The following is a 21,399-nucleotide window of genomic DNA, read 5'->3' on the forward strand; positions in this document are numbered from 1 at the left end:
CGATCCGGTGCCGCATTCGCGGGCATGGAGCAACGGATTCTCCGGGGCGGAACCACTACGGCGGGCGTGCCTGTCAATCGAGTGTCGAGGCCCAGCCGCGCAGGGCCTCGACGTACAGTCGCGGGTCGTGTGTGTGCATGAGGTGGGTGGCGTTCGGGAACGTCGGGTAGCCGAACCGCTGCCCGTCGGCGAGTGTCGGCTTCCAGGGCGGACTGGTTGCTCCGTTCGGGCAAGTCAGCGTCTTGTCATCCCAGTTGGGGTGGGAGTCCTCCTTGTTGAAGCCCGGCAGTGCGGTTCTGGGTACGAGCCTGACCGGGCCGACCAGGTCGATCCCGTGCTCGGCCCTGGCCCGGTGGATGGTGGACGGGGTGACGTAGCCGCCGTCGACGAGGTGCTCGGCCGGGGCATGGCCGCGCGTCGCGAGGTCGGCGTGGATCTTCTCCAGGGCGTCGATGTCCTGCTCGGGCGCCGGTGTGGTGGCGACGTGAACGATGACGTTCGGCAGGCCCTCGTCGCAGGTCTCTGTCTGGTGGTCCTTGCAGCCAACCCACTCGGCCTTGCCGGGCTTGTGGCTGAAGCGCGCCCGCGGGTCGTGCGGGGAGACGATCTCCACCGACGACCAGGGCGTGGTGGCCGAAGCGGGATCCGGGCTCCCACCGGCAGCGGCCGCCCCGGAAGCAGCCCGCCTGCCTGTCGTGCGCCGGCTGAGCCGGTCGCGGGTCTGCTTGGGCCCGCGCCAGCACAGGTCACCGTGTTCGTCGTACCAGTACTGCTGGACCCAGACCTGTCGCATCACCTCTACCTTGGGCAGCCGCCGGAGCCGGGCCGGAGCGTCAGGGGCGAGAAGAGCGCGGAACAGGCGCATCCCGTCCTCGCCGACCGTGAGCGCGTACTGCTCGCGTTCCTTCGCCTCCCGCAGGCAGCCGTTCATAGCGCGCCGGCCGGCTGTAACGCCGGGCCCACTCATCAGTGACCAGCGCAGACACCCAGTCCTCGTCGGCGGCAGTCAACTCCTCCAGGGCCGCCCGCAGGGTCTCACCGACGAGCTCGGTCCGGTCCAGGCGCCGCACCGCCGCCAGGACGTGGGTGGAGTCGGTCCGCTGTCGTCCCCGCCGTTTGACCAGCCCCGCCTCCACCAGCCGTTCCACCATCACCGTCAGCAACCGGTCCGCTCGGTCGCCCTCGGCCATCCGGTCACGGAACTCGCTGAGCACCGAGAAATCGAAGCCCGGATCATCCAACTCCAGTCCCAGGCAGTAATTTCCAGTCCAGACGACACCGGACGGCCTCGGCAGCCTGACGATCGGTGAGGTTCTGCGCGTACTGCAGCACCGACACCAACGCCAGTCGCGCCGGTGACAGACCACGACGTCCGTCAGCGGGATACCAGTCGGCGAAATCCTCGTCCGTGAACAGACCATCCAGATGATCCCGCACCCACATCGCAGCCGTGCCCCGAGGATTGCTCGCCCGCGCCATCCGCGTGGTCAGCGGCGGGATCTCCCGCCCCGACCATGAACCCATCGCCACCGCAGTCCACCCCTCTGACCAGCCCAATCTCCAGGCCAGGACAGCAGACAAGCACGGGCGCAATCAGCCGAACTACGGCAACCTCACTCTCGCCAGTGAAGATCACCAACAGCATCCCGAATACGGGACAGAGCCAAGAAGCTGACACTCCCCGGAGGACTCTCGGCAGGGGCCGCACGTGCGCCGTCCGTCGTCCGCCGTGCTAAGCGGCGCCGCCGGGCCGAGAGGTCCGCGATCAGTCCGCCGTGGCGATGAGCGGCTGGAGCAGTATGTCGGGTTGGGCGCGCTGGAAGGCGTTCAGCTGCCACTTGTCGGCGAACAAGGCCAGCAGCACGTCGTCCGAGCGGCGGGTGAGCACCTCGCCGTTGATCAGGCGGGCTTTGGCCAGGGCAGCGGCGCCGTCGGCGTCAGTGATCCGGGCCACGCGGTAGGAGAGCTGGTCGAGGGCGATTGGGGAAGAGAACTCGTGCTCCATCCGGTGCAGGATCACATCGAACTGCATCGGGCCGACTGCGGCCATGACCGGCGCCTGGTCGCCACGCCGGTCGGAGACGAGCACCTGGATCACGCCTTCCTCATCGAGTTGGGCGACGCCCTTGCGGAACTGCTTGGACCGGCTGATGTCCTTGGGCCGTGCCACCGCGAAGTACTCGGGGGCGAAGGCGGGCAGCGGGGGAAACTCGGTCTTCTTGCCGGTGAAGAGGGTGTCGCCGACCCGCAGCGCGCTCGCGTTGATCAGGCCGACCACATCGCCGGGGTACGCGGTGTCGACCACGGTGCGCTCGGCTCCGAAGACGGTGTGCGCGTACTTGGTTGCGAACGAGCGGCCGCTGGCCGCCCGGGTGACGTGCATGCTGCGCTCGAAGACGCCGGAGCAGACTCGGACGAAGGCGATCCGGTCGCGATGGGCGGGGTCCATGTTCGCCTGGATCTTGAACACCAGGCCGGACGGACGGCGGCGTTCAGCGCGTTGCGCAGGGTGGATGCGGCCTTGTAGACGGTGACCCGGCCCTGCCCGGCTTCCAGCTGGGCGACGATCCACTCGTCGATGTGCTTGGGCCGAAGGTCGAGCAGCCGTAGGCGACCGAAGGCTGGGATGAGGTCGCGTTCGACACAGGCCGCGTAGCCGGTCTTCGAATGGGCTTCTCCCCGGTGTCGAAGCGGGCGTGGTTTCCCGGAAGTGGGCGTGCCTGTGGAGCCCGCGGCGTCAGGTGTGGTGGTGGCTCCGGGGCTGAGCGGGTGTCAGTGATGGACCGGCAGGGGCCGACCGTTTGGCTGGTCCTTGCCGCGTTCTGGGCGGCCTAGTGGACCGGGGTGGCTGTAGCTGTGCGGTTGTGTCAGGCCGCGTGACTGAACAGCGGGTTTGGCAAGGGGCTGGCGAGGGCGTCGGTGCCGCAGTGGGTGCGGGACTGGGCGAGGTGGAGCCTGGTTTCGATGGTGTTCACGGCGGCCCTGGCGACGTCCCAGGTCAGGTGTAATGGTGACGTCGGCTATTCCCGAGTTCGACAGTGTGTGGGCACATAACTGGGCCGGATATCGGGGGTGACCTGCGGGTTCCGGCATGACAGCGCGCCGGGGTCGTGTGTCCACGGCTCCAGTGGATGTTTGCCCAGTTCAGGGGCTATTCGGCAGGCGTGAGGCCGCTCATCTTTGGTGGCATCGGGACGCCGCAGTCCCGGAAGATCCGGGCCTGGGCCTCGGTGGTGTCGGTGGTCTGCCGGAGGCGTCCGGCGGGCCCGGCGAGGGTGACCTGGTGGAGCCTCTGGAGTTCGGTTCTGATGGACCGCCAGGTGGTGTCGGTGCGGCGTTCGGCCACGCGGATCAGCAGCAGGGCCAGCCAGCACAGCAGCACGTGGGCGCGGATCCGGTCGTCCACGCGGTGGTAGACCGGTCGCAGATACAAGGTCGACTTCATGGTGCGGAAGGCCCGTTCGGCTTCCAGGAGGTTCTTGTAGCCGAGGGCGACGTCCTCGGCGGTCAGGTCCGGGTCGGAGGTCGCCAGGAGGTACTTGCCGTCGAGGTTGGCCTCGGTCTTGACCTTGGCGCGGTCGATGGAGAGCCGGCCGGTCTGGGACTGCTTGAGCCATCGGCCGAGCGAGGGATGGTCGCGAAGTGCGCACTCGGCCTTGCGGTGCACGGTGTCCGGCGGTGGGACGGCGCGCTTGAGGCCCGCCTTGGCGGCCTTGTCCTTCGCCCTCTTCGCGTCCTGGGCGCGGGCGGTGGCGATGCGTGCCAGCTCTTCGGTGATCGCGGTGAGTTGTTCCTCGCGGCGTCGGGCGTCTCGTTCGGCTTCGGCGGGGTTGTGGCAGATGATCCAGCGTCGGCCGGGGTCGGAGTCCAGGCGGACCTCCCTGACCCGCAGGTTGTCGCGGACCTGCTGGTAGCGGCCCTGTCGGGCGAGGGCCTCGGTGGCCTTCGTCGATCCCTCACGCATCTTGACGCCGGTGATGTAGTGGCCGCCGGCCTTCTTGAGGCAGGCGAGGTTGGATTCGCCGGAGAAGCCGGAGTCGGTGACGGTCACCACCCGCCCCAGCCGCCAGGCCCGCAGGTCGGCCTTGACCTGGGTGATGACCGTCTGGTCGTTGGTGTTGCCGGGCCAGGTCCAGATCCGCACCGGGATGCCTTCGCGGGTGACGGCCAGTCCGATCACGATCTGCGGCAGGTCCTTGCGGTGGTCCTTGGAGTGTCCGTAGCGGCGAAGCGCGTCGTCGCTGTCGTCGGCCTCGTCCCGTTCGAAGTAGGTGCTGGTGGTGTCGAAGAAGATCAGGTCGACTTCGAGGTCGAGGAGGTTCGCGGCGGCGAAGAACACCGCTTCCTGGACAGCGGCTTGGGTGTGTTCGTCGACCAGCAGGTCCATGGCTCGGTAGGCGTGTTGCTCGGCGAGTTCCTCGATGCCGGGCACGACCGCGTCCTTGCCGGCCCACTCAGCGGCGGCCCGCTTGGAGCTCGGGGCGACGGCGCGGTTGGCGACCAGTGCGAACAGAGCGCGTTCCACATCGGTGCGGAACTGCCGCGCGTCCAGTACCTTCGCGAGCGCCTGGTCGATGCCCAGCAGCTTCCACAGGCCGTCCAGCAGCCACACCGTCCCGATCGGCCGGGATGACTCCACCGCGAGCGGGCCGCCTTCCAGGCCCAGCGGCGCGGCCACATCCGCGTCCCCGTCGCCGAGATAGCGGTTGAGAGAGTCGACCAGCCGCCGCAGGGAGTCCAGGTCGAGCCTGTCCTCCCGACCCAGGTTGAGCAGCACATCGGCCTGTGTCGTGCCGCCGACGCGCCGGTTCGTCGCCAGCTGCACATAGCGCACCACACTGCCGTCCCGGTTCCGGCGCTGGGTCTTCCGCACGTACATGCCCGCAGGATGCGACAGAACCCCAGCTCACGGCAGCTAAATCAGCAAACCCGCATGTCCGCACCCCAGATCTGCTCTAGACCACTCAGATCACGCTGACCAGCGAAGACAATCGATCAGACCCGGTCGTGTGCCCGCAGACTGTCGAACCCGGGCTATTGGAACTGTCCGAATGCCTTGCCCCGGACGCTCAGAGGTCGTTTTCTCCCCATGTTTTATCCCGGTATCAGCTGTTTGGTCTGTGGTGTCGGGTCGCGCCAGGAGATGGTGTTCTCGCCGGTGAGGCGGCGGGCCATGAGGTCGGTCATGGCGAGGTGGATCATGGCTTCGGAGCGGGCTGGGAGGGTTTCGTAGTCGCGGGCCAGGCGGCGGTGGAGCATGAGCCATCCGTAGGTTCGCTCTACTGCCCAACGCTTCGGTATCGGGGTGAATCCCCTGGTCCCCGGGGTGCGTGTGGTGATTTCCAGGTCGATGCCAAGGGTGGCGGCATGTTCGACGAGGTATTGGCGGTAGCCGCCGTCGACCCACACCTTGCGGATGCCGGGGTGTTCGGCCGCGACCTGGTCGAGGAGCCGGGTGCCGGCGACGGAGTCCTGGACGCTGGCCGCGGTGACCCGTACCGCGAGCAGGAGGCCGAGTGTGTCGACGACGATGCTGCGTTTCCTGCCCACGATCTTCTTTCCGGCGTCGATGCCCTGGGTGGAGGCGTGGACGCTGGTGGAGGTCTTGACGCTCTGGGCGTCGATCACGCAGGCCGACGGTTCGCCGTCCCGGCCCTCCTTCTGTCGCAACAGTTGCCTGAGCAGGCCGTTGAGCTGGGTGAACACGCCTTCCTGCTGCCACTTCGCGAAGTAGCCGTAGACCGTGTTCCAGTGCGGGAAGTCGTGTGGGAGGTAGCGCCACTGGACGCCGGTGCGGTCCACGTACAGGATCGCGTCCATGATGTCGCGCAGGTCGTGCTCCGGTGGCCGGCCGAAGTCCAGTGCCCGGCCGCGGCGCTCGAAGCGCCAGGCGGACAGGACCGGCTCGATCAACTCCCAGCGGGCATCGGACAGATCACTCGGATACGGGCGTCGCGTCGGCATGCTTTCGGCGTACCGCCGCGGACCGAGTGCGCCCAGGCGTGCGTCGATGGCACCAGAAGCACGCAGTCACGAAGGCCGGACGTCTTGGGATGAGACAGGCGCAAACCGCGTTCTGCCCCAACTGTCACCCCGTCCGACCCCCATACCCCAGCCACACCTGCCGCCTCTTCCGCACCACGCCCACGCTCTCCGAGAATTGACCTATATGCGGGTGGAACAGATGAAAACGACCTCTCATAAGCTGTGTGAGAAGGGGGGCGAGTTCGGTCAGTGTCCTGATGCGTGGGACCGATGTGACGGAGGCGATGTCGCGCCGGTCGAGCCAGATCCCGTGCAGCCCGGCGGCGATGGCCGCTTCTGCGTCCGTCTGGAGTCGGTCTCCGACGTAGACCACCTGTGAAGGTTGGAGCTGAAGCTCGCTGCATGCGGTCCGGAAGATCTTCGCGTCGGGTTTGGCGGCGCCTGCCTCGCTGGAGATGGTGGCATGCTGCAGCAGGCTGGTGAGACCGACGTGTTGGAGCTTGCGGCGTTGCTGGTCAGCGTCTCCGTTGGTGATGACGCCGAGCCGAAGCTGTCGGGGCTCGGCCGTCAGGACGGCCAGGGCTGGGGTCACGTCGTTGTAGGTCTGCCAGGCGGCCTCGTAGCGACTCAGGTACTGAGCGAACCAGTCATCCGCCTTCTCGTCTGACCATGCGCCGAGGCCGAACTCGTCGGCGAGACGTGTGATGCGCAGGCGACGTTGCTCGTGGAAGGTCAGTTCACCAGCCAGGTAACGGTCCATCGCCCATGCTTCCAGCTCCCGCCAGCGGCGGACGACTCGATCTCGTTCGAGAGAAGACGGGGCGAAGGGGGAGAGGAAGCTGGCGGCAACTGCTTCTTCGGCAGCGGCGTCATGGTCGACAAGCGTTCCGTCCAGATCGAACAGCACAGCTTCAATGGGGAGAGATGGCACGTTGCTCATGTCCTTTGTGAGGTGGTGCGGCGGCTAACATCGGCGGCGTAGGTGGTCCAGTCGCCCGCGGAGAGCCGTTGCCAGGCGACGGCGACGTCGGTGTGGATGCCGAGGGTGCGGGCGAGGATCGCGGCGGGGATCTCGGTGGCGAGCTGGAAGAGCGCGGTGCTGCGGGCCTGGTTGGGGCGGATGCCGAGTTTGTTCAGTCGCTGTGTCAGCTGTGTGGTGCTGATCGGCCGTCCGGGCTGGCCGCCGGGGAAGAGCCATGGAGACGGCGCCAGGGCGCCGATGGTCGCATGCCCCTTGCGGTTCGCGGCGACAGTGCGGGCCAGTTCGGCGACGGGCTCGGGCAGCTGGACGGGTGCATTGCCGAGGTGGAGACGTACTTCCTGAGCGCCAACCTCGACGTCCTTGGTGGTCAACCGGTGGATCGCCGACGGCCCTTGGGCATAGAGGACGAGAAGGAGCCCAGCCAGGCGGTCTTCGGGTTTGAGGGTGTCGTCGTGCAGGAGCCGACGTGCGACATTCCAGCGATTTTCGTCGTTGAGTGGCTGAGTGGGGCCGTTCCAGCGGACGGCGGGGACGTGGACGGTGGTGAGCTTGTTGGTGCGGGCCCAGCGGATGAAGTGCCCGGCCGTCTGGCGGTAGGTGGCGGAGTCGTCGGTGAGCCACCGGTCGAGGTCGGCCTGCTGAAAGGTCTCCAGGATGAGGTGGTGGGCCGTCAGCCAGTTCAGGAAGGCGACGGCCGCGTGGGTGCGTTGACGTGCGGATATGAACTGCTGCGGGGTAAGCGGGCGGCCGTTGTTGCGCTGGCGAAGCCGCCGGACCAGGTGCCAAATCGCATACTGGTGCAGGACCTTGCGTTGTTCGGGGTCCTGCTGGGAGGCGAGGAGGCCGGTGAGGAAGCGTTCGAGTCGGACCATGTATTCGTCCCGCTCGGGCAGGGCGCCGACGCCGACTAGGACTTGGCGGAGATGGGCGAGGGGCGGGCTGTCGGGCAGTTCATCGAGGGCCTCGTGGGTCAGGGCCCGTCGGCCGGCCGCGAGGTCAGACAGGACCGGGGAGACGGACGGTTTGTTCAGCCACCGCCTGGCGGTGATGGGGTGCTCGGTGGTGGCGATGTTGTGCCGGAGGACTTCGAGGCCGGGGTGGAGGGCATCGGACGGAGGGCCCAGCAGCTCGTTGAGGCGCCGGTTGATGAGGCAGCGAGCGCACTGACCGGGGTGCGGGTAGTCGGGGTCGGTGCAGGTGGGGCAGATGTGCCAGACCTCAGGGGCGGTGCAGCCAGCGCAAAGGGGCTGGTCGAGGGTGCCGGAGACGATCGAGGCGATGTCTCCGCAGGCTGAGCACGAGGCTGAGCGGCGCTGACAGTCCGGGCACCACGGTCGACCCGTGGTCCGGGAGGTGCCGCAGGGCTCCTTCTCGCCGCAGATACTGCAAGTCATAGTGGGGAGGGATGGGCAGCTCGGGCAGAGCGGTCGGCCCTGGTCGTCGCGGGTGGCCGGCTCTCGGCGGGCTCCGCACCCCGAGCACTCCTCGATGCGGGAGTGGGAGATGCAGGTGCGGCAGACCCGCTGTCCGTCCAGGGGCTTGTCGATGCGTACGACTCTGCGACAGCCCGGACAGGACGGCCGGACGATCCCGGCGACGCCAGCCTCGTGCAGCAGGTCGATCAACCGGAGGATCGCGCGGTGGGGCGCGAGGTGGCCGTCGCCGGTCAGCAAGGCGGGGTTGGATTCCAAAGCCCAGGCGAGTTTCTGCTGGTAAGAGGGACGGGGTGCCGATCGGCGGACCGCGTCAGCGATCACTTCCTGCCCGGCCTGCTGATCCAGTTCGGCGATCAGGGCGCCGATCACCGCGACGGGGTCGCGTCCGTCGGTGTCGGGGCACTTGCCGCATCGTGGCTGCCCGGCCCGGTCTCGTGACGCGACCCGGCGGGTGTTCCCGCAGGCAGCACACGTCTCGGGTTGTGGTCCACAGACCGAGCAGTACCAGTCCTGACCACGGCGCTGAAGGGTTCGCATTTCTCTGCCGCACTCGGCGCAACACGGCGGTGAGATGGCCTGGGCTCCGGCCTCACGCAGGGCGATGAGAAGGTCTCCGACGGCCCTGGGTGCCGGCGAGCGGCCGTCGCTCAGCACGCTGTGATGCTCGGCCAGATGCGTCGCGAGGCGGCGTGACTTCGCGCGGCCGCCCGCGACGCTGACGACCACGGCGCGGATCCGGTCGGGCTCCAGTCGGTGTTCGACGGCCATAACCAGGTCCACGATCATCCCGATCGGTTCGGAGACGGACTGCTCGGGATGCCCAGGTGCGGTCACGACCGCTCGAGACCGCGGATGCGGGCCCGCTTGGGACGCAGGTCACCGACACCGGAGTCAGCACCAACAGCCATCCTCGTGCGGGTAGTTGATGCGGCGCCGGTTGCGGCGACGGGCTCGATGAGGTCGTCCATGGTGCAGTCGAGGATGTCGAGCAGGGCCATGAGGATCTTCAGGCTGAGCCGTTCGGGGCGCTCGACGACGAGCCGGTAGATCTGGCTGGACGACAAGGTGATGCCGCGTTCGTCCAGCAATGGGATGAGGTCGGTAGTGGAGAACATCCCGCGGTCGGCCATGACCTTGCGCAGGTGCCATTGGTAGTCGAGCTTGGCGGTCATCAGCGGTCCTTGTCTGCGGAGGTCGGGGCGAGCGCGGGAGCAAGTGCCTGGTGGAGCATGGTGTTCATGAAGTCGTCGCTGACGTGTAATGGTGACGTCGGGTATTGGAACTGTCTGAATGCCTGCTGATGCGGTGACCGATGGTGGGACGAATCAGAGATGCTCGGCACGGCCGTTGGCTGCGAAGTCCGCGACCGCGCGGTGCAGGTGATCAAGGAAGTGACCCAGGCTCGGGGCAGCCATCTCGAAGTCAACGAACCAGGATGCTGTGGTGGACCGGTGGACTCTCCCGTCATGACCGAGAGCAAACAGGATGCCTCCGCCATCGCTGCCGAACACGATGCCGGTGGCGTGCTCAGTGACGTGGACGGGTCCGTAAGCGGCGAGATCGTTGAGCACGTGGACGGGCGAGTGGATGAAGTACCCGTGGTCGACGTCAGGCAGGCGAAGCTCAGCGATCGTGGTGTAGAAAACGATCAGAGCTGGCGGGATCTCGGTGGTCCCCTCCAACTGTGCGGCTTCGGACCGGCTTTCTTCGCTGGCTAGAAGAACGTCATTGCTGCCTGGCGGGTAACCGTAGGTACTCTCGAAGAGGCTGAGAGTTTCGTCCAGTGCGCTGGTGATCTCGCGGTGCCAGGCCAAGAGCCGGCCCGCGGAAACGGTGGAGACGGTCATCAGGTGTCCTGGTCTGCGTCGTCTGCGTCGTCTGCGGGTCCGGCGGTCAGCTTGCCGGGTTGGCGCTGACACTCTTCATTGGCGTAGGTACCTGGCTGGGTGTCACATCCCGCGCTCGGGGCCGTGCCAGGGGACTGGGCGTTCGCTCGGGCTCATGGGGAGGTGTTCGAGCTTGACCGGCCCGGGATAGAAGTACGTTCCGTTCGGGTGGATGACTTCCTCGCCGATGAGATGCCGGTGGAGCCACTCTGCGAAGCCCATGGCGTGCTCCCAGTACCCGCCCTCGTCCCGGTCGTGTACCACCACGCTCCAGTCGGGCGTCCCCGGGCTACGGCGGAGGAAGACGTGGAAGCCGAAGTCGGTCGACAGCGCGGGGATCAGGACTCCGTCGGCTCCGGTGTCGGGATGCGGAAGGCCGTCCCAGTCGGCGTCACGGAAGGCCTGCTCGGTCTGCCGGATCGCTTCCAGGAGGTTCCATCGTTCTGTCGCTGGGTGATCGAAGGAGAGGTGGCTGTTGACTCGGATCGGCGCGTACTCGTCGATGAACTCCTTGTACTCGGGCGGAAGTTGCGTTCCGATCTCCGCTTCAAGGCGTGCCCAGCTTTGCGGGTCAGCGAAGCGGCGGCCCCCCGGTCCCAGCATGGCGAAGACGGTCAGAAGGTGGTCGGACATGGGGTCGGACCTTTCTTGGAGGCAGCAGTCGCAGGGGGATCAGAGGAGCGGCGCGATCATACTGAGCGGCTCCGACATGACGCCTCGCCCAGGTGGGCTGAGCGTGATTCGCAAGTAGCCGAAGAAGCGTCTGAGCTGCCCCTCCTCGTCAGGTCGGGTCAGGTCGGTTGGTGCGACGGCTGACGTCCGCGGCGTAGGTGGCCCAGTCTCCGGCTGCGGCTCGCTGCCATTGGACGGCGACGCTGATGTGGATTCCGAGCATGCGTGCGAGCAGTGCGGCCGGGAGTTCCTCGGCGAGCTGGAACAGCGCCGCAGTGCGAGATTGGCCCGGGAGGACGCCGATGGCGCGGAGCCGCTCGGCGAGCCGGAAGGAACTGATCGGGTGCCCTGGTCGTCCGCCGGGGAACAGCCACGGCGACGTGTCGGGGGCACCGAGTGACGCGTGCCCCCGGCGGTCTGCAACCACGTGGAGGACGAGGTCGGCCAGGGGGTCGGGCAGCACGACCGGCACGCTCCCGAGCTGGAGCCGAACGCGCTGGTCTTCGCGGTGCACGTGGTCCAGGGTGAGTCGGCTGATCGCGGCGGGACGCTGGGCGTAGAGGAGGACCAGGAGGCCGGCGAGTCGGTCCTCGGGTTTGAGGGTGCTGTCGCCGAGGAGCCGGCGTGCCTGTTCCCACCGGGTCTCGGTGTCGATGGCGCCCATCGGGCCGGTCCAGCGCAGTGCGGGCAGGTCGAGCCGGGTCAGCTTCTGGCCCCTGGCCCAGCGGAGGAAGTGCCCGGTGTTGGAGAGGTTACTGGTGGTCGCCTCGGCGGCCCACCGGTCCAGGTCACCTTGTCCGGCTGTCGCGAGGGTGAGGTCGTGCGCGGTGAGCCAGTCCAGGAAGCTCGTCGCCGCACTGAGGTGGCGACGGGCGACGGCTGCCTGGTTCGCGGTCGTCGCCTCGCGGGACCGTTGGCGCAGGCGACGCACCACGTGCCAGGTGCCGTACTGGTGAAGGATCTTCCGTTCCTCCGGGTCGGGGCGTGCGGCGATCTTCCGGGTCGTCCATCGTTCGAGCTGAGCGAGGTGCTCGTCCCGTCGGGGCAGGCCGCCGGTGGCGACCAGGGCGCTTCGTAGGTGGGTCAGGGTCTTGCTCGGTTCAAGGTCATCGAGCGCGGCGTGCGTCAGGGGGCCGCCGGTGGCGACAAGGCTGGTCAGGAGGTCCGCGACGGCTGGGCGGGACAGCCAGCCGAGCGCGGTTGCCGGCCGGTCGGTGTCGGCCAGGGCCTGGTGCAGTGGCTCCAGTTCGGGCCGCAGGGCGTCAGTGCTGTGGTGCAGCATGCTGCGGAGCTTTTCGTGGAGGTGGCAGCGGGCGCAGGCGCCGGAGGTGAGCCGTCCGCCGGCGCCGCAGTGGGGGCAGGTCTTCCAGAAGGCGGCGTCCGGGACGAGGCAGGTGCCGCACAGCGGTGCCTGGCGCGTCCCGCCGCGGACGATGTCCATGCGCCCGCAGGCTGAGCACGTCGTGCGAAGACGAGCGCAGGCCGGACACCAGGGCTGGCCGGTGACCTTGGCGATGAGGCAGGGGACGGTTCTCGCGCAGATGGTGCAGGTCAAGATGCGCTGCGGTCGGCAGGTCGGACACAACGGGCCGTCGGTTGTGCGGGTGCTGACGCGTTGGCGGCGCCCGTACTGGAGGCAGTCTTCGAGGTTGTCCGGGTCGCTGATCAGGCAGAATGGACACAGTGGTCGACCCTGCGCGTCACGGGCCGCCGGTTCGCGGAGCGTTCCGCAGCGGAAGCAGGCGACCGTGCGGGCGCGCGCGTAGCAGGTGCGGCAGACCCTCATTCCGTCGCGTTGTTTCGTGAGCGGCACGATGCGGCGGCAGTGGGGGCACGGCGGCCGCCGGATCGCGGTGGTGCCCGCGTCGACCAGGGTGTCGATGAGCCTCAGCAGCATGGGGACGGGGGCCTTCGCTCCATCGCCGGTCAGCAGTTCCGGGGCATCGCGCAGGATCCAGGCGAGTTTGTGCAGGTGGGCGCGCTTGGTGACCATAGTGTCCAGCGACACCGAGACCGTGTGGGCCGACAGCTCCGGGTCGATCCCGGTGATCAGGGCGACCAGGGTGGATGCCGGGTCGGGGTCGTCCTGGTTCGGGCACTGGCCGCAGCGCGGCCGGCCGAGGCGGTCGCGGAAGGCGACCTGCCGTTCGTGGCCGCAGGCGGAGCACTGCTGGGGTCGGACGAAGCACGGTGGGCAGTACCAGTGTTCCGAGCGTCGCTGTATTGAGGTGACCTCGCGGTCGCACTCCGCGCACCGCGGCAGAGCGATCCCGGCTGCCCCGGACTGCCGCAACGCGAGGAGGAGGTCACCGACGCTCTTCGGTGCGGGCGACCGGCCTGAGGTGAGGACCGAGGGGTTCTCGACCAGGGCCGCCGCGAGCCTGCGGCGCTTGGCGCGTCCGCCGCCGGTCTGCTCGACGATCCGCAGGACGGTGTTCCGGTCGAGATCGGGATCGGCCGTCATGACCAGGTCCACGACGGTGCCGGCCGGATCGCGGATGGGGTCCGGTAGCGGCGTCATTCGTCGACCGGGGTGATGCGGGCCCGCTTCGGACGCAATGTTCCGACGCCCGTGTCAGAGCCGACCGCCTTCCGCTTCATGGTGGTTCCGGCCACGGCCGTCGGCTCGATGAGGTCGTCCATGGTGCAGTCCAGGATGTCCAGCAGGGCCATGAGGATCTTCAGGCTCAGACGTTCAGGGCGTTCAACGACGAGCCGGTAGACCTGACTGGAGGACAGTTCGATGCCACGCTCGGCCAGCAGCGGGGTGATGTCAGTGGTCGAGAACATGCCGCGCGTCGCCATGACCTGCCGCAGATGCCACTGGTAGTCGAGCTTGCCTGTCATCGGCGGTCCCTCCTGGTCGTCGCGGGCTCCGCGGCGAGCGCGGGAGTGAGCGCCTTGAGCAGGGCCGTGTTCATGAAGTCGCTGCTGACATGGGTGTATACGGCCGTTGAGCTGTCACATTCGTGTCCTACTTGGGATTGGATGAAGCGTCGGTCGACCCCGTCCTCGGTCAGATGCGTGACATAGCTGTGGCGGACGGAATGGACGACGAGCTCCCTCGGCAGCTTCAGCGCGTCCCGGTAGGCGACGAACCGGGCGTTGATCTCCGCCGGCTTGATCCGGCCGCCGCGCTCGGTCACCCACAGCGCGGGGTGGTTCTCGCAGCCAAAGCGCGGTCGGACGTTCTCGACGTAGTCAGCGACCGCCTCCACCGCCCAGTCCATCACCGACAGCACGTTCCGGCGCCGTGGTGGCTGGCCTCTCTTTGCCTTGCCGTAGCGGACGTTGAGCGTGCCGTACCGGCCGAACTGCGGAGCCGACGCGTTGCGGCCGAAGTCCACAAGGTCGAGCTTGGAGGTCTCGGTGCGGCGCAGGCCCCATCCGTAGATGACCTTGAACAAGGTGGCGTCCCGGTAGGCAGCCAGGGCGCCCTTGCGCTTGGCCCGCACCGCGCGGTCGACCTGATCGTCGGCGTAGTCCAGGAATTGCTGGATCTCCTCGCGGGTGAACGGCCTCGCCTCGGGACTGCCCTCGTAATCGTTGAGGTGCGCGATGGTGTTCCACTCATGGCAGATCGCCACCGGATGCGTCCCGAAGGCATCCTCACAGGCCACCGACCAGCCGTAAGGCCCGTCGATCAGGAACTCGCTGAACAGCCGTAGTCCGCCCTGGTAGCTGCGGATCGTGGACGGCGCCAGGTGCGTCTCGCCGGTCAGCGACAGCGACCACTCATCGACATGGCCCGGCCCCCAGGTCCACGGGTACTCGTTGGTGAAGTCCACGAACCGCCGGACCAGTCGTTCGCGCGCGGTGATCGTGTCCTCCTGCAGCCCTCGGGCGGCCTGCTGGGCTCGCCACCCCCGCAGCATCGCCTCGACCATCGCGTCCTCCGGGCGCAACTGGGCCACCCCGGAAACCAGCTCCAGATGAGCCGCGCCAGCCAGATCTACCCGCCTCTGCTGCCCCACTCGCCCTCCCTCTCGAAGGGCAAATCATGCATCAGACGGGATGATGACGACAAACTCCCAGTTCAGGCAGTCAACATGACATCTCGCCGGACGCTGGTGGACCCCCGCCGTGACCTCGCGACCTGCAGCTTCGCACCCATCTGATGCAATTCCTGAGAGTTGGTGTAGATGGCAGTGGAGCTGTCATTCTCGTGACCGACTTGCTGCTGCAGAAACCGCCGGTCAACCCCGTCCTCGGTGAGGTGTGTGACGTAGGCGTGGCGAACGGAGTGGACGGTCAGCTCCTTCGGGAGCTTCAGGGCGTCGCGGTAGGCGACGAACCGGGCGTTGATCTCCGCCGGCTTGACCCGGCCGCCCCGCTCGGTCACCCACAACGCGGGGTGGTCCTCGCAGCCGAACCGGGGACGTACGTTCTCCACATAGTCGGCGACCGCCTCCACCGCCCAGTCCATCACCGACAGCACGTTCCGACGACGTGGAGGCTGACCCTTTTTCGCCTTGCCATAGCGGACGTTGAGCGTGCCGTACCGGCCGAACTGCGGAGCCTTCGGATTCCGACCGAAGTCGACCACATCCAGCTTCGACGTCTCGGTGCGGCGGAGCCCCCACCCGTAGATGACCTTGAAGAGCGTGGCGTCGCGGTAGGCGGCGAGGGCTCCCTTGCGCTTGGCCCGGACCGCCCGTTCGACCTGGTCGTCGGCGTAGTCGAGGAAGCGCTGGATCTCCTCGCGGGTGAACGGCCTCGCCTCGGGACGACCCTCATAGTCGTTGAGGTGGGCGATGGTGTTCCACTCATGGCAGATGGCCACCGGGTGGGTGCCGAAGGCGTCCTCGCAGGCCACCGTCCAGCCGTAACGGCCGTCGATCAGGAACTCGCTGAACAAGCGTAGGCCGCCCTGATAACTGCGGATCGTGGACGGGGCGAGGTGCTTCTCACTGGTCAGCCACAGCGACCACTCATCCACATGGCCGGGCGTCCAGGCCCACGGGTACTCGTTGGTGTACTCCAGAAACCGGCGCACGAGCCGTTCCCGAGGAGTGACCGTGTCCTCGCGGAGCCCACGAGCTGCCTGCTGAGCCCGCCGGCCCCGCAGCATCGCCTCGACCATCGCGTCCTGCGGACGCAGCTGGACCACCCCGGAAACCAGCTCCAGATGAGCTGCCCCAGCCAGGTCGGCACGTCGCTGTAGACCCACTTCCGCCCTCCCTTCCAGAGGGCAAATCTTGCATCAGATGGGATCTTGTCGCCAAACTCCCAGCTCAGGCCGCCAAATTGTAGGAGGATGGAGACCTTGCCGGACGCTGTCCTGACCTCGTGACCTGCGGCTTCTCGCCCATCAGATGCAATTCCCGAGGGTTGCTGTAGATGTTCGCGGTGGTCGACAGGGTGGAGTGCCGCAGGGTCTTGGAGATGACGGCCATGGGCACGTTGCCCTCCAGGGCGAGGGTGGCGGCGAGGTGGCGCAGGTCGTGGATGGTGACGTGGGGGAGCCCGGCCTGTTCGCGCAGTTCGTGGAAGCGTTTACGGACGGCGGCGGGGTGGAGGGGCTTGCCGTCAGGGCCTTGGAAGATGTGGTTGTTGATGGTGGGGGTGCTTCGGGTCATGGCGCGCTGGAGGGCGGCGGCGACGCGGTCGGACAGGGGCACCCAGTTGCGGCTCTTCTTGGTCTTCGGTGCGGTGAGGACGAGTTCGTGGTTGTCGATCGCGGAGAGGGTGTGGCGGATGTACATGACGCGGTCGTCCAGCCGCACGCACGGGCGCTGGAGGCCGAGTGCCTCGCCTTTGCGCAGGCCGGTGCCGATGATGACCTCGAAGAGGTCGGCGAAGGCGGGGTCGACTTCGCGGCAGTGGGCGAGGAAGGTGACGGCCTGCTCCGCGCTCCAGGGGACGCGTTCGTCGGGGCGGGGCCTGCGCATGGGCAGGGGCTGGGCGGCGTTGAAGGGGAGGTGGTGGGTGCGGACGGCGGTGCCGAGGGCGCTGGAGAGCGTAGCGAGGCAGTGGTAGACGGCCTGGCGTCCGCGGCCGGCTTCGAGTGGCTGGTGGGTGTAGGCGGCGATGTGGTCGTGGGCGAGCTCCTCCAGGCGCAACTTGCCGAAGACCACAGGGCCCGGAAGTTGAGCCAGAACCCGCTGATCTGCGTCGGCACCAAGGTGACTCAGCCGAACGACGCGAGAACCAGAAGGGTCACCCGATCTCAGCTCACCCTGCGATTCATCCCCGCTCCCCAGGTACCCGGCCCAGCTCGGTGCGACGTGATCAGGAATGCCGCTGAGAGGGGTGGAGTCACCGGTGTGGGCGGCATCGCGCGGTAGTGCCCCTTCAAGCAGGCCGGTGGCGTGGCGGCGACTGGATATGCCGTGTGGAGCGGGAAGCCGGCCGGATCGGGCTTCCACTCCGTGGGGTATGCCCGATCCCCGCCGTACGTGCGGTCACGATGGCCTCACTGCGGCTGCCGGCTCCCAGTTTGGTCAACACGGCCGAGACGTAGTTGCGCACGGTCTTGTCCGAGAGGATCAGCTCCCTGGCGATCCGCCGGTTGTCGAAGCCGCAGGCGATGAGACGGAGCACATCGTGCTCACGGGCAGTCAGGGCGGTGAGAGCGCATCTGCTCGGGGCCTCGGCCGCCGAGGCGAGGAGTGACGAGAGCACGCCGCTGACACCGGGGCTGAGCACCACTCCGCCGCCCTGGACGAGTCGGACGGCGTCGAGGATCATGGCCGGCTCCAGGTCCTTCCGCAGGAGTCCCCGGGCGCCGGCCGCCAGGGCTGCCAGTGCGAACTCGCTATCCCCGTTCCGGTCCGACCAGGTCGCCACGACGCCCACGGCGGGGAAGCGGCGCACCAGGGACCGGATCGCGGCGAGTCCGGCCTCCCACGGCCTGTCGAGATCCAGGAGCACGACGTCCGGGCCGGTGTCTCCGATCCGTTCCAGGCACGCCTCGCCGTCCGCGGCCTCGCCCACCAGGAGAACCGCGCTGTCCGTCAACACCGTGGCGATGCCGATCCGTATGAGCGGGTTGCCCTCGACGAGGAACACCCGGACCGGCTTGCTCGGCGTCGGCGTCACTGGTTATCCCCTTAGGCTTGTCCGGTGTCTTGACCTAGCATGATCGCGAAGCGCTATCGCGCGACTAGCGCCGGTGGCGGCGGGGAACCCGGCTGGTGCCGCGAGGGGAGGACCGTTGGAGTTCCGGCTGCTCGGACCGGAGGAAGTGCTGTGCGGGGAGCAGGTCGTCCCGATATCGGCGGCCAAGCACCGAGCCGTGTTGAGCATGCTCCTCCTGCGGTCCGACTGGGTCGTCTCGACCGAGGACCTGATCGACGGACTCTGGGGGACGACCCCCCCTAAGACCGCCAGGACCACGCTGCACAACTACATCCGCCGGCTGCGGAGGATCCTCGGGGAACGTGGGGCCGACATCCTGCGCACCAGGCCCGGCGGGTACTCGCTGCTGCTGGAGTCGCACCGGCTCGACGTCCACATCTTCGAGGAACTGGTGAAGCGGGCCGACGGCGCGCAGACGGCGGGGGACCTGGAGGCCGCCTCCGACCTGCTGCGCCGGGCCCTGCAGCTCTGGCGCGGCAGGGCGCTGGAGGGGACGGCCTCCCGCTATCTCGCGGAGGTGGAGGCACCCCGCCTCGACGAGGCGCGGCGCTCGGCCTTCGAGGGGCTGATGGACGTCGATCTCCGGCTGGGCCGTCACGCCGCCCTGTTGGGTGAGATGCGGCGAGAGCTCGAACGCGAGCCGCTCAGGGAGCGGCTGCGGGCGCAGTACATGCTGGCGCTCTACCGTGCCAACCGGCGTGCCGACGCGCTCGATGTCTACCGGCAGGGGCGCCGCGTCTTCGTGCGCGAGCTCGGTCTGGAACCGGGTCCGGAACTCGGGGAGATGGAACGTGCGATCCTCGCGGACAGCCCGGACCTCAGGGCGCCCGCGGTGGCCGCGGTCGAGGACGGTGCACTGGTGGACGGTGCCGAGCGGGTGCTCGTACCCAGACAACTCCCGGCTGACTCCCAGCACTTCACTGGCCGCCGAGACCAGCTGCGGATGCTGGACGAGTGGGCCGACGACCACGGTGTCAGCGCTCCGGTGGTCATCACGGCGATCGACGGGCGCGGAGGCGTGGGCAAGACCGCGCTCGCGGTGCACTGGGGGCATGCGGCCCGCGCGAGGTTTCCGGACGGTCAGCTCTACATCGATCTGCGCGGATACTCGACCTCTCGGCCGGTCGCTCCCCTCGAAGCCCTCACAGCTTTTCTCTACGCCCTGGGCGTGCCCTACGACAGCATCCCGGGCGTCCTCGACCGCGCCGTAGGCCTCTTCCGCACCCTGGTGGCCGGCAAGCGCATCCTCATCGTGCTCGACAACGCGCGGAGCGTGGCGCAGGTGCGATCGCTGCTCCCCGGGACGCCTGGCTCGTACGTCGTGGTGACCAGCAGGGACGTACTGGCGGGGCTGGTCGTACGGGACAACGCCCGCCACCTCAGGGTGGACGCCCTGTCCCCGGTGGAGGCCGGGGAACTGCTGGAACGGCTCCTGGGGGCGGCGCTCGTCCAGGCCGAGCCCGAGGCCACCGCGGAGCTGGCCGGGCTGTGCGGGCTCCTACCCCTCGCGCTGAGGATCGCAGCCGTCAATGTGCTCGAAGCCGGTGGGGACCACCCGGTGGCCGCCTACGTTGCACGGCTCCGGGCCGAGGACCGGCGGCTGGGCGCGCTCAGTGTGCCGGAGGACGAGGACAGCGATCTGCGGGTGGTCTTCTCCGTGTCCTACGAGTCCCTGTCACCCGACGAGCGGAGGCTCTTCCGGCGGCTCAGTCTCGTACCCGGGCCCACGACCACCACGGGTGGCGCGTCCGCCCTTCTCGGCGTCGGGCGCGCCCGGGCGTCGCAGTTGTTGAAGCGACTGGTCGCCGCGCATCTGGTCGGCCAGCTGGACTACGACGTGTTCCACTTCCACGACCTGCTCCGGCTCCACGCCGAGGAGTGCATGGCGGCGGAGGAGAGCAACGACGAACGGACGGCCGTACTGCAGCGGCTCTACGACTATTACCTGGCGGGTGTGCAGGCCGGGGCTCGGTTGCTCTACCCGGAGAAGGTGCGGGTGTTCACCACCGAACACGCCGTCGGCGACGCGGTCGCGATGCACGACCAGACCGCCGCCCAGGAGTGGTTCCGGCAGGAGCGCACCAATCTCGTCCTCGCCGCGCAACGCGCCGCGGAGTTGGGCCTGCGTCCCGCCGCCTGGGAGCTGTGCGACGGCCTGCGAGGCTACTTCTGGTTGGTCCGCACCGCCCCGGACTGGATCTCGGTGTCGGAGGCGGCGATCGAGTCGGCCCAGGCGGCCGGTGAGGTGATCGGTGCCGCGGCCGCGCGGCTGAGCCTCGGCGACGCCCACCGCAGTCTCGGTAACTACGGGAGCGCGGCCCAGCACTACCGCGCGGTGCTGGAGGTCTCGGAGTCCGCCGGGTGGCGGGAGGGGAAGGCCCGGGCGCTCATCAACCTGGGCCTGGTCGACATCTTGACCGGTGACCTGCGGGACGCCGTGAAGCGCTACGAGGAGGCATTGGCGTTCCTGCCGGCCGATCCGCAGTGGACCATGCTCCGGCTGAGCGCGGAGGGCAACATGGGCCTGCTCCGCCAGGAGCTCGGCGACCTCCGGGCGGCGGAACGACACATCCGCACAACGGTCGAGTTGAGCCGGCGGATCGACTCGCGCGGTGCCGAGGGCGTCTCCAAGGGGAACCTGGGACAGATCCTCAGCCTCCTGGGACGCTCCGACGAGGCACTCGACCGGCTCACGGACGCCCTGGCGATCCACCGGGAGATCGGCAACCGGGGCAGCGAGGCGGAGACACTGCGGGCCCTGGCCGAATGGCACCGGGACCGGAACGAGCACGAGGTGGCCCTGGACCTCGCGACGGCAGCCGCCTCCTTGGCCGAGGAGATCGACGAGAGCCGGCTGACCGCAGCGGCCCTCCAGACCGTGGCCTCCGTCCACACCCGCCGCGGGGAACTGGCCGAAGCCGAGGAGGCATTCGACCGGGCGCAGGCCCTCGCCGAACTGGCCGGGGCCAGGCACACGGAGGCGGCGATCCTGATCGGCCGGGCCGAATCGTGCCTCCTGGACGGCCGCCTCGCGGAGGCCGACGCCCACGGACGGTCCGCACTGGCCAATGCACGCGGCGAGGGCTACCGCATCATCGAGGGTCAGGCGCTGACCGTCCTCGGCCGGGTCCGCCTGGCCGGGGGACGGCCGGACGAGGCGGCCGGGCTCGCCACCCAGGCCGCCGCCGTCCTGGAGGAGACCGGCCACCGGCTCGGCCTGTCCGGCGCGCACGAAGTGCTCTCCCGCGCGCGTCGGCAGGCGTCCGTCGACCACGGTCAGGACCGGGACCGGGGGGCCGGTGGGACAGAGCCTCCCGGATGATCCCCAGCGCCGCTGTCCGCGCTCAGGGCAGGGCCG

The 21,399-nt window shown here is 68.5% G+C and carries 19 protein-coding genes; 2 read left to right on the forward strand and 17 right to left on the reverse strand.

Going from position 1 to position 21,399, the window contains the following annotated elements:
* Nucleotides 1-73 precede the first annotated feature (73 nt).
* The 8 genes from ACR68M_RS34750 to ACR68M_RS34785 form a co-directional block, all read right to left on the reverse strand.
* Nucleotides 74-931, reverse strand: coding sequence for a hypothetical protein (locus ACR68M_RS34750; protein WP_441248156.1), 858 nt, complete (start codon nt 929-931; stop codon nt 74-76).
* Complete coding sequence (locus ACR68M_RS34755) at nt 834-1,241, reverse strand: hypothetical protein (RefSeq protein ID WP_441248157.1); 408 nt, start codon at nt 1,239-1,241, stop codon at nt 834-836. The genes ACR68M_RS34750 and ACR68M_RS34755 overlap by 98 nt, the downstream gene beginning before the upstream one ends.
* Nucleotides 1,234-1,524, reverse strand: a complete 291-nt coding sequence (locus ACR68M_RS34760) for a transposase (RefSeq protein WP_441251792.1) — start codon at nt 1,522-1,524, stop codon at nt 1,234-1,236. Before ACR68M_RS34760 ends, ACR68M_RS34755 begins: the two co-directional genes overlap by 8 nt.
* Nucleotides 1,525-1,765: 241 nt before the next feature.
* Nucleotides 1,766-2,449 (reverse strand): hypothetical protein, encoded by a 684-nt coding sequence (locus tag ACR68M_RS34765; RefSeq protein ID WP_441248158.1) that lies wholly within the window; start codon nt 2,447-2,449, stop codon nt 1,766-1,768.
* 702 nt (nt 2,450-3,151) lie between these two features.
* Nucleotides 3,152-4,879 carry an IS1634 family transposase gene (locus tag ACR68M_RS34770; RefSeq protein WP_441248159.1) on the reverse strand — a complete coding sequence of 576 codons (1,728 nt, stop codon included), beginning with the start codon at nt 4,877-4,879 and terminating at the stop codon, nt 3,152-3,154.
* A gap of 215 nt (nt 4,880-5,094) precedes the next feature.
* A complete protein-coding gene (locus tag ACR68M_RS34775) occupies nt 5,095-5,964 on the reverse strand; it encodes an IS5 family transposase (protein WP_441248160.1) in 870 nt (289 codons plus the stop codon).
* Between the two features lie 124 nt (nt 5,965-6,088).
* The gene (locus tag ACR68M_RS34780; protein WP_441248161.1) at nt 6,089-6,925 is read right to left on the reverse strand and encodes an HAD family hydrolase; all 837 of its coding nucleotides are present in this window, start codon (nt 6,923-6,925) and stop codon (nt 6,089-6,091) included.
* Nucleotides 6,922-8,361 (reverse strand): hypothetical protein, encoded by a 1,440-nt coding sequence (locus tag ACR68M_RS34785; protein ID WP_441248162.1) that lies wholly within the window; start codon nt 8,359-8,361, stop codon nt 6,922-6,924. The genes ACR68M_RS34780 and ACR68M_RS34785 overlap by 4 nt, the downstream gene beginning before the upstream one ends.
* 213 nt (nt 8,362-8,574) lie before the next feature.
* Between ACR68M_RS34785 and ACR68M_RS34790 the strand changes: the two genes are divergently transcribed.
* A complete protein-coding gene (locus tag ACR68M_RS34790) occupies nt 8,575-8,841 on the forward strand; it encodes a hypothetical protein (RefSeq protein WP_441248163.1) in 267 nt (88 codons plus the stop codon).
* Nucleotides 8,842-9,233: 392 nt separating this feature from the next.
* Here the strand turns inward: ACR68M_RS34790 and ACR68M_RS34795 are convergent, their stop codons facing one another.
* The 9 genes from ACR68M_RS34795 to ACR68M_RS34835 form a co-directional block, all read right to left on the reverse strand.
* Nucleotides 9,234-9,575: a helix-turn-helix domain-containing protein gene (locus tag ACR68M_RS34795; RefSeq protein ID WP_441248164.1), complete on the reverse strand. Its 342-nt coding sequence runs from the start codon at nt 9,573-9,575 to the stop codon at nt 9,234-9,236.
* Between the two features lie 153 nt (nt 9,576-9,728).
* Entirely contained in the window at nt 9,729-10,250 is a 522-nt protein-coding gene (locus ACR68M_RS34800; protein WP_441248165.1) for a hypothetical protein, read from the reverse strand.
* A gap of 102 nt (nt 10,251-10,352) precedes the next feature.
* Nucleotides 10,353-10,922 (reverse strand): SMI1/KNR4 family protein, encoded by a 570-nt coding sequence (locus ACR68M_RS34805; protein WP_441248166.1) that lies wholly within the window; start codon nt 10,920-10,922, stop codon nt 10,353-10,355.
* Nucleotides 10,923-11,070: 148 nt separating this feature from the next.
* Entirely contained in the window at nt 11,071-13,482 is a 2,412-nt protein-coding gene (locus ACR68M_RS34810; protein WP_441248167.1) for a site-specific integrase, read from the reverse strand.
* Complete coding sequence (locus ACR68M_RS34815; RefSeq protein ID WP_363589644.1) at nt 13,479-13,808, reverse strand: helix-turn-helix domain-containing protein; 330 nt, start codon at nt 13,806-13,808, stop codon at nt 13,479-13,481. The genes ACR68M_RS34810 and ACR68M_RS34815 overlap by 4 nt, the downstream gene beginning before the upstream one ends.
* Nucleotides 13,805-14,935, reverse strand: coding sequence for a tyrosine-type recombinase/integrase (locus tag ACR68M_RS34820; protein ID WP_441248168.1), 1,131 nt, complete (start codon nt 14,933-14,935; stop codon nt 13,805-13,807). The genes ACR68M_RS34815 and ACR68M_RS34820 overlap by 4 nt, the downstream gene beginning before the upstream one ends.
* A 62-nt stretch (nt 14,936-14,997) precedes the next feature.
* Entirely contained in the window at nt 14,998-16,131 is a 1,134-nt protein-coding gene (locus ACR68M_RS34825; protein WP_441248169.1) for a tyrosine-type recombinase/integrase, read from the reverse strand.
* A 64-nt stretch (nt 16,132-16,195) separates the two neighbouring features.
* Complete coding sequence (locus ACR68M_RS34830; protein WP_441248170.1) at nt 16,196-17,038, reverse strand: tyrosine-type recombinase/integrase; 843 nt, start codon at nt 17,036-17,038, stop codon at nt 16,196-16,198.
* A 217-nt stretch (nt 17,039-17,255) separates the two neighbouring features.
* A complete protein-coding gene (locus ACR68M_RS34835; protein WP_441248171.1) occupies nt 17,256-17,972 on the reverse strand; it encodes a LuxR C-terminal-related transcriptional regulator in 717 nt (238 codons plus the stop codon).
* Nucleotides 17,973-18,117: 145 nt separating this feature from the next.
* Between ACR68M_RS34835 and ACR68M_RS34840 the strand changes: the two genes are divergently transcribed.
* Nucleotides 18,118-21,363, forward strand: coding sequence for an AfsR/SARP family transcriptional regulator (locus ACR68M_RS34840; RefSeq protein ID WP_441248172.1), 3,246 nt, complete (start codon nt 18,118-18,120; stop codon nt 21,361-21,363).
* Nucleotides 21,364-21,399: the final 36 nt, after the last annotated feature.

The organism is Kitasatospora sp. McL0602 (assembly GCF_052076145.1).
Lineage (GTDB): Bacteria > Actinomycetota > Actinomycetes > Streptomycetales > Streptomycetaceae > Kitasatospora.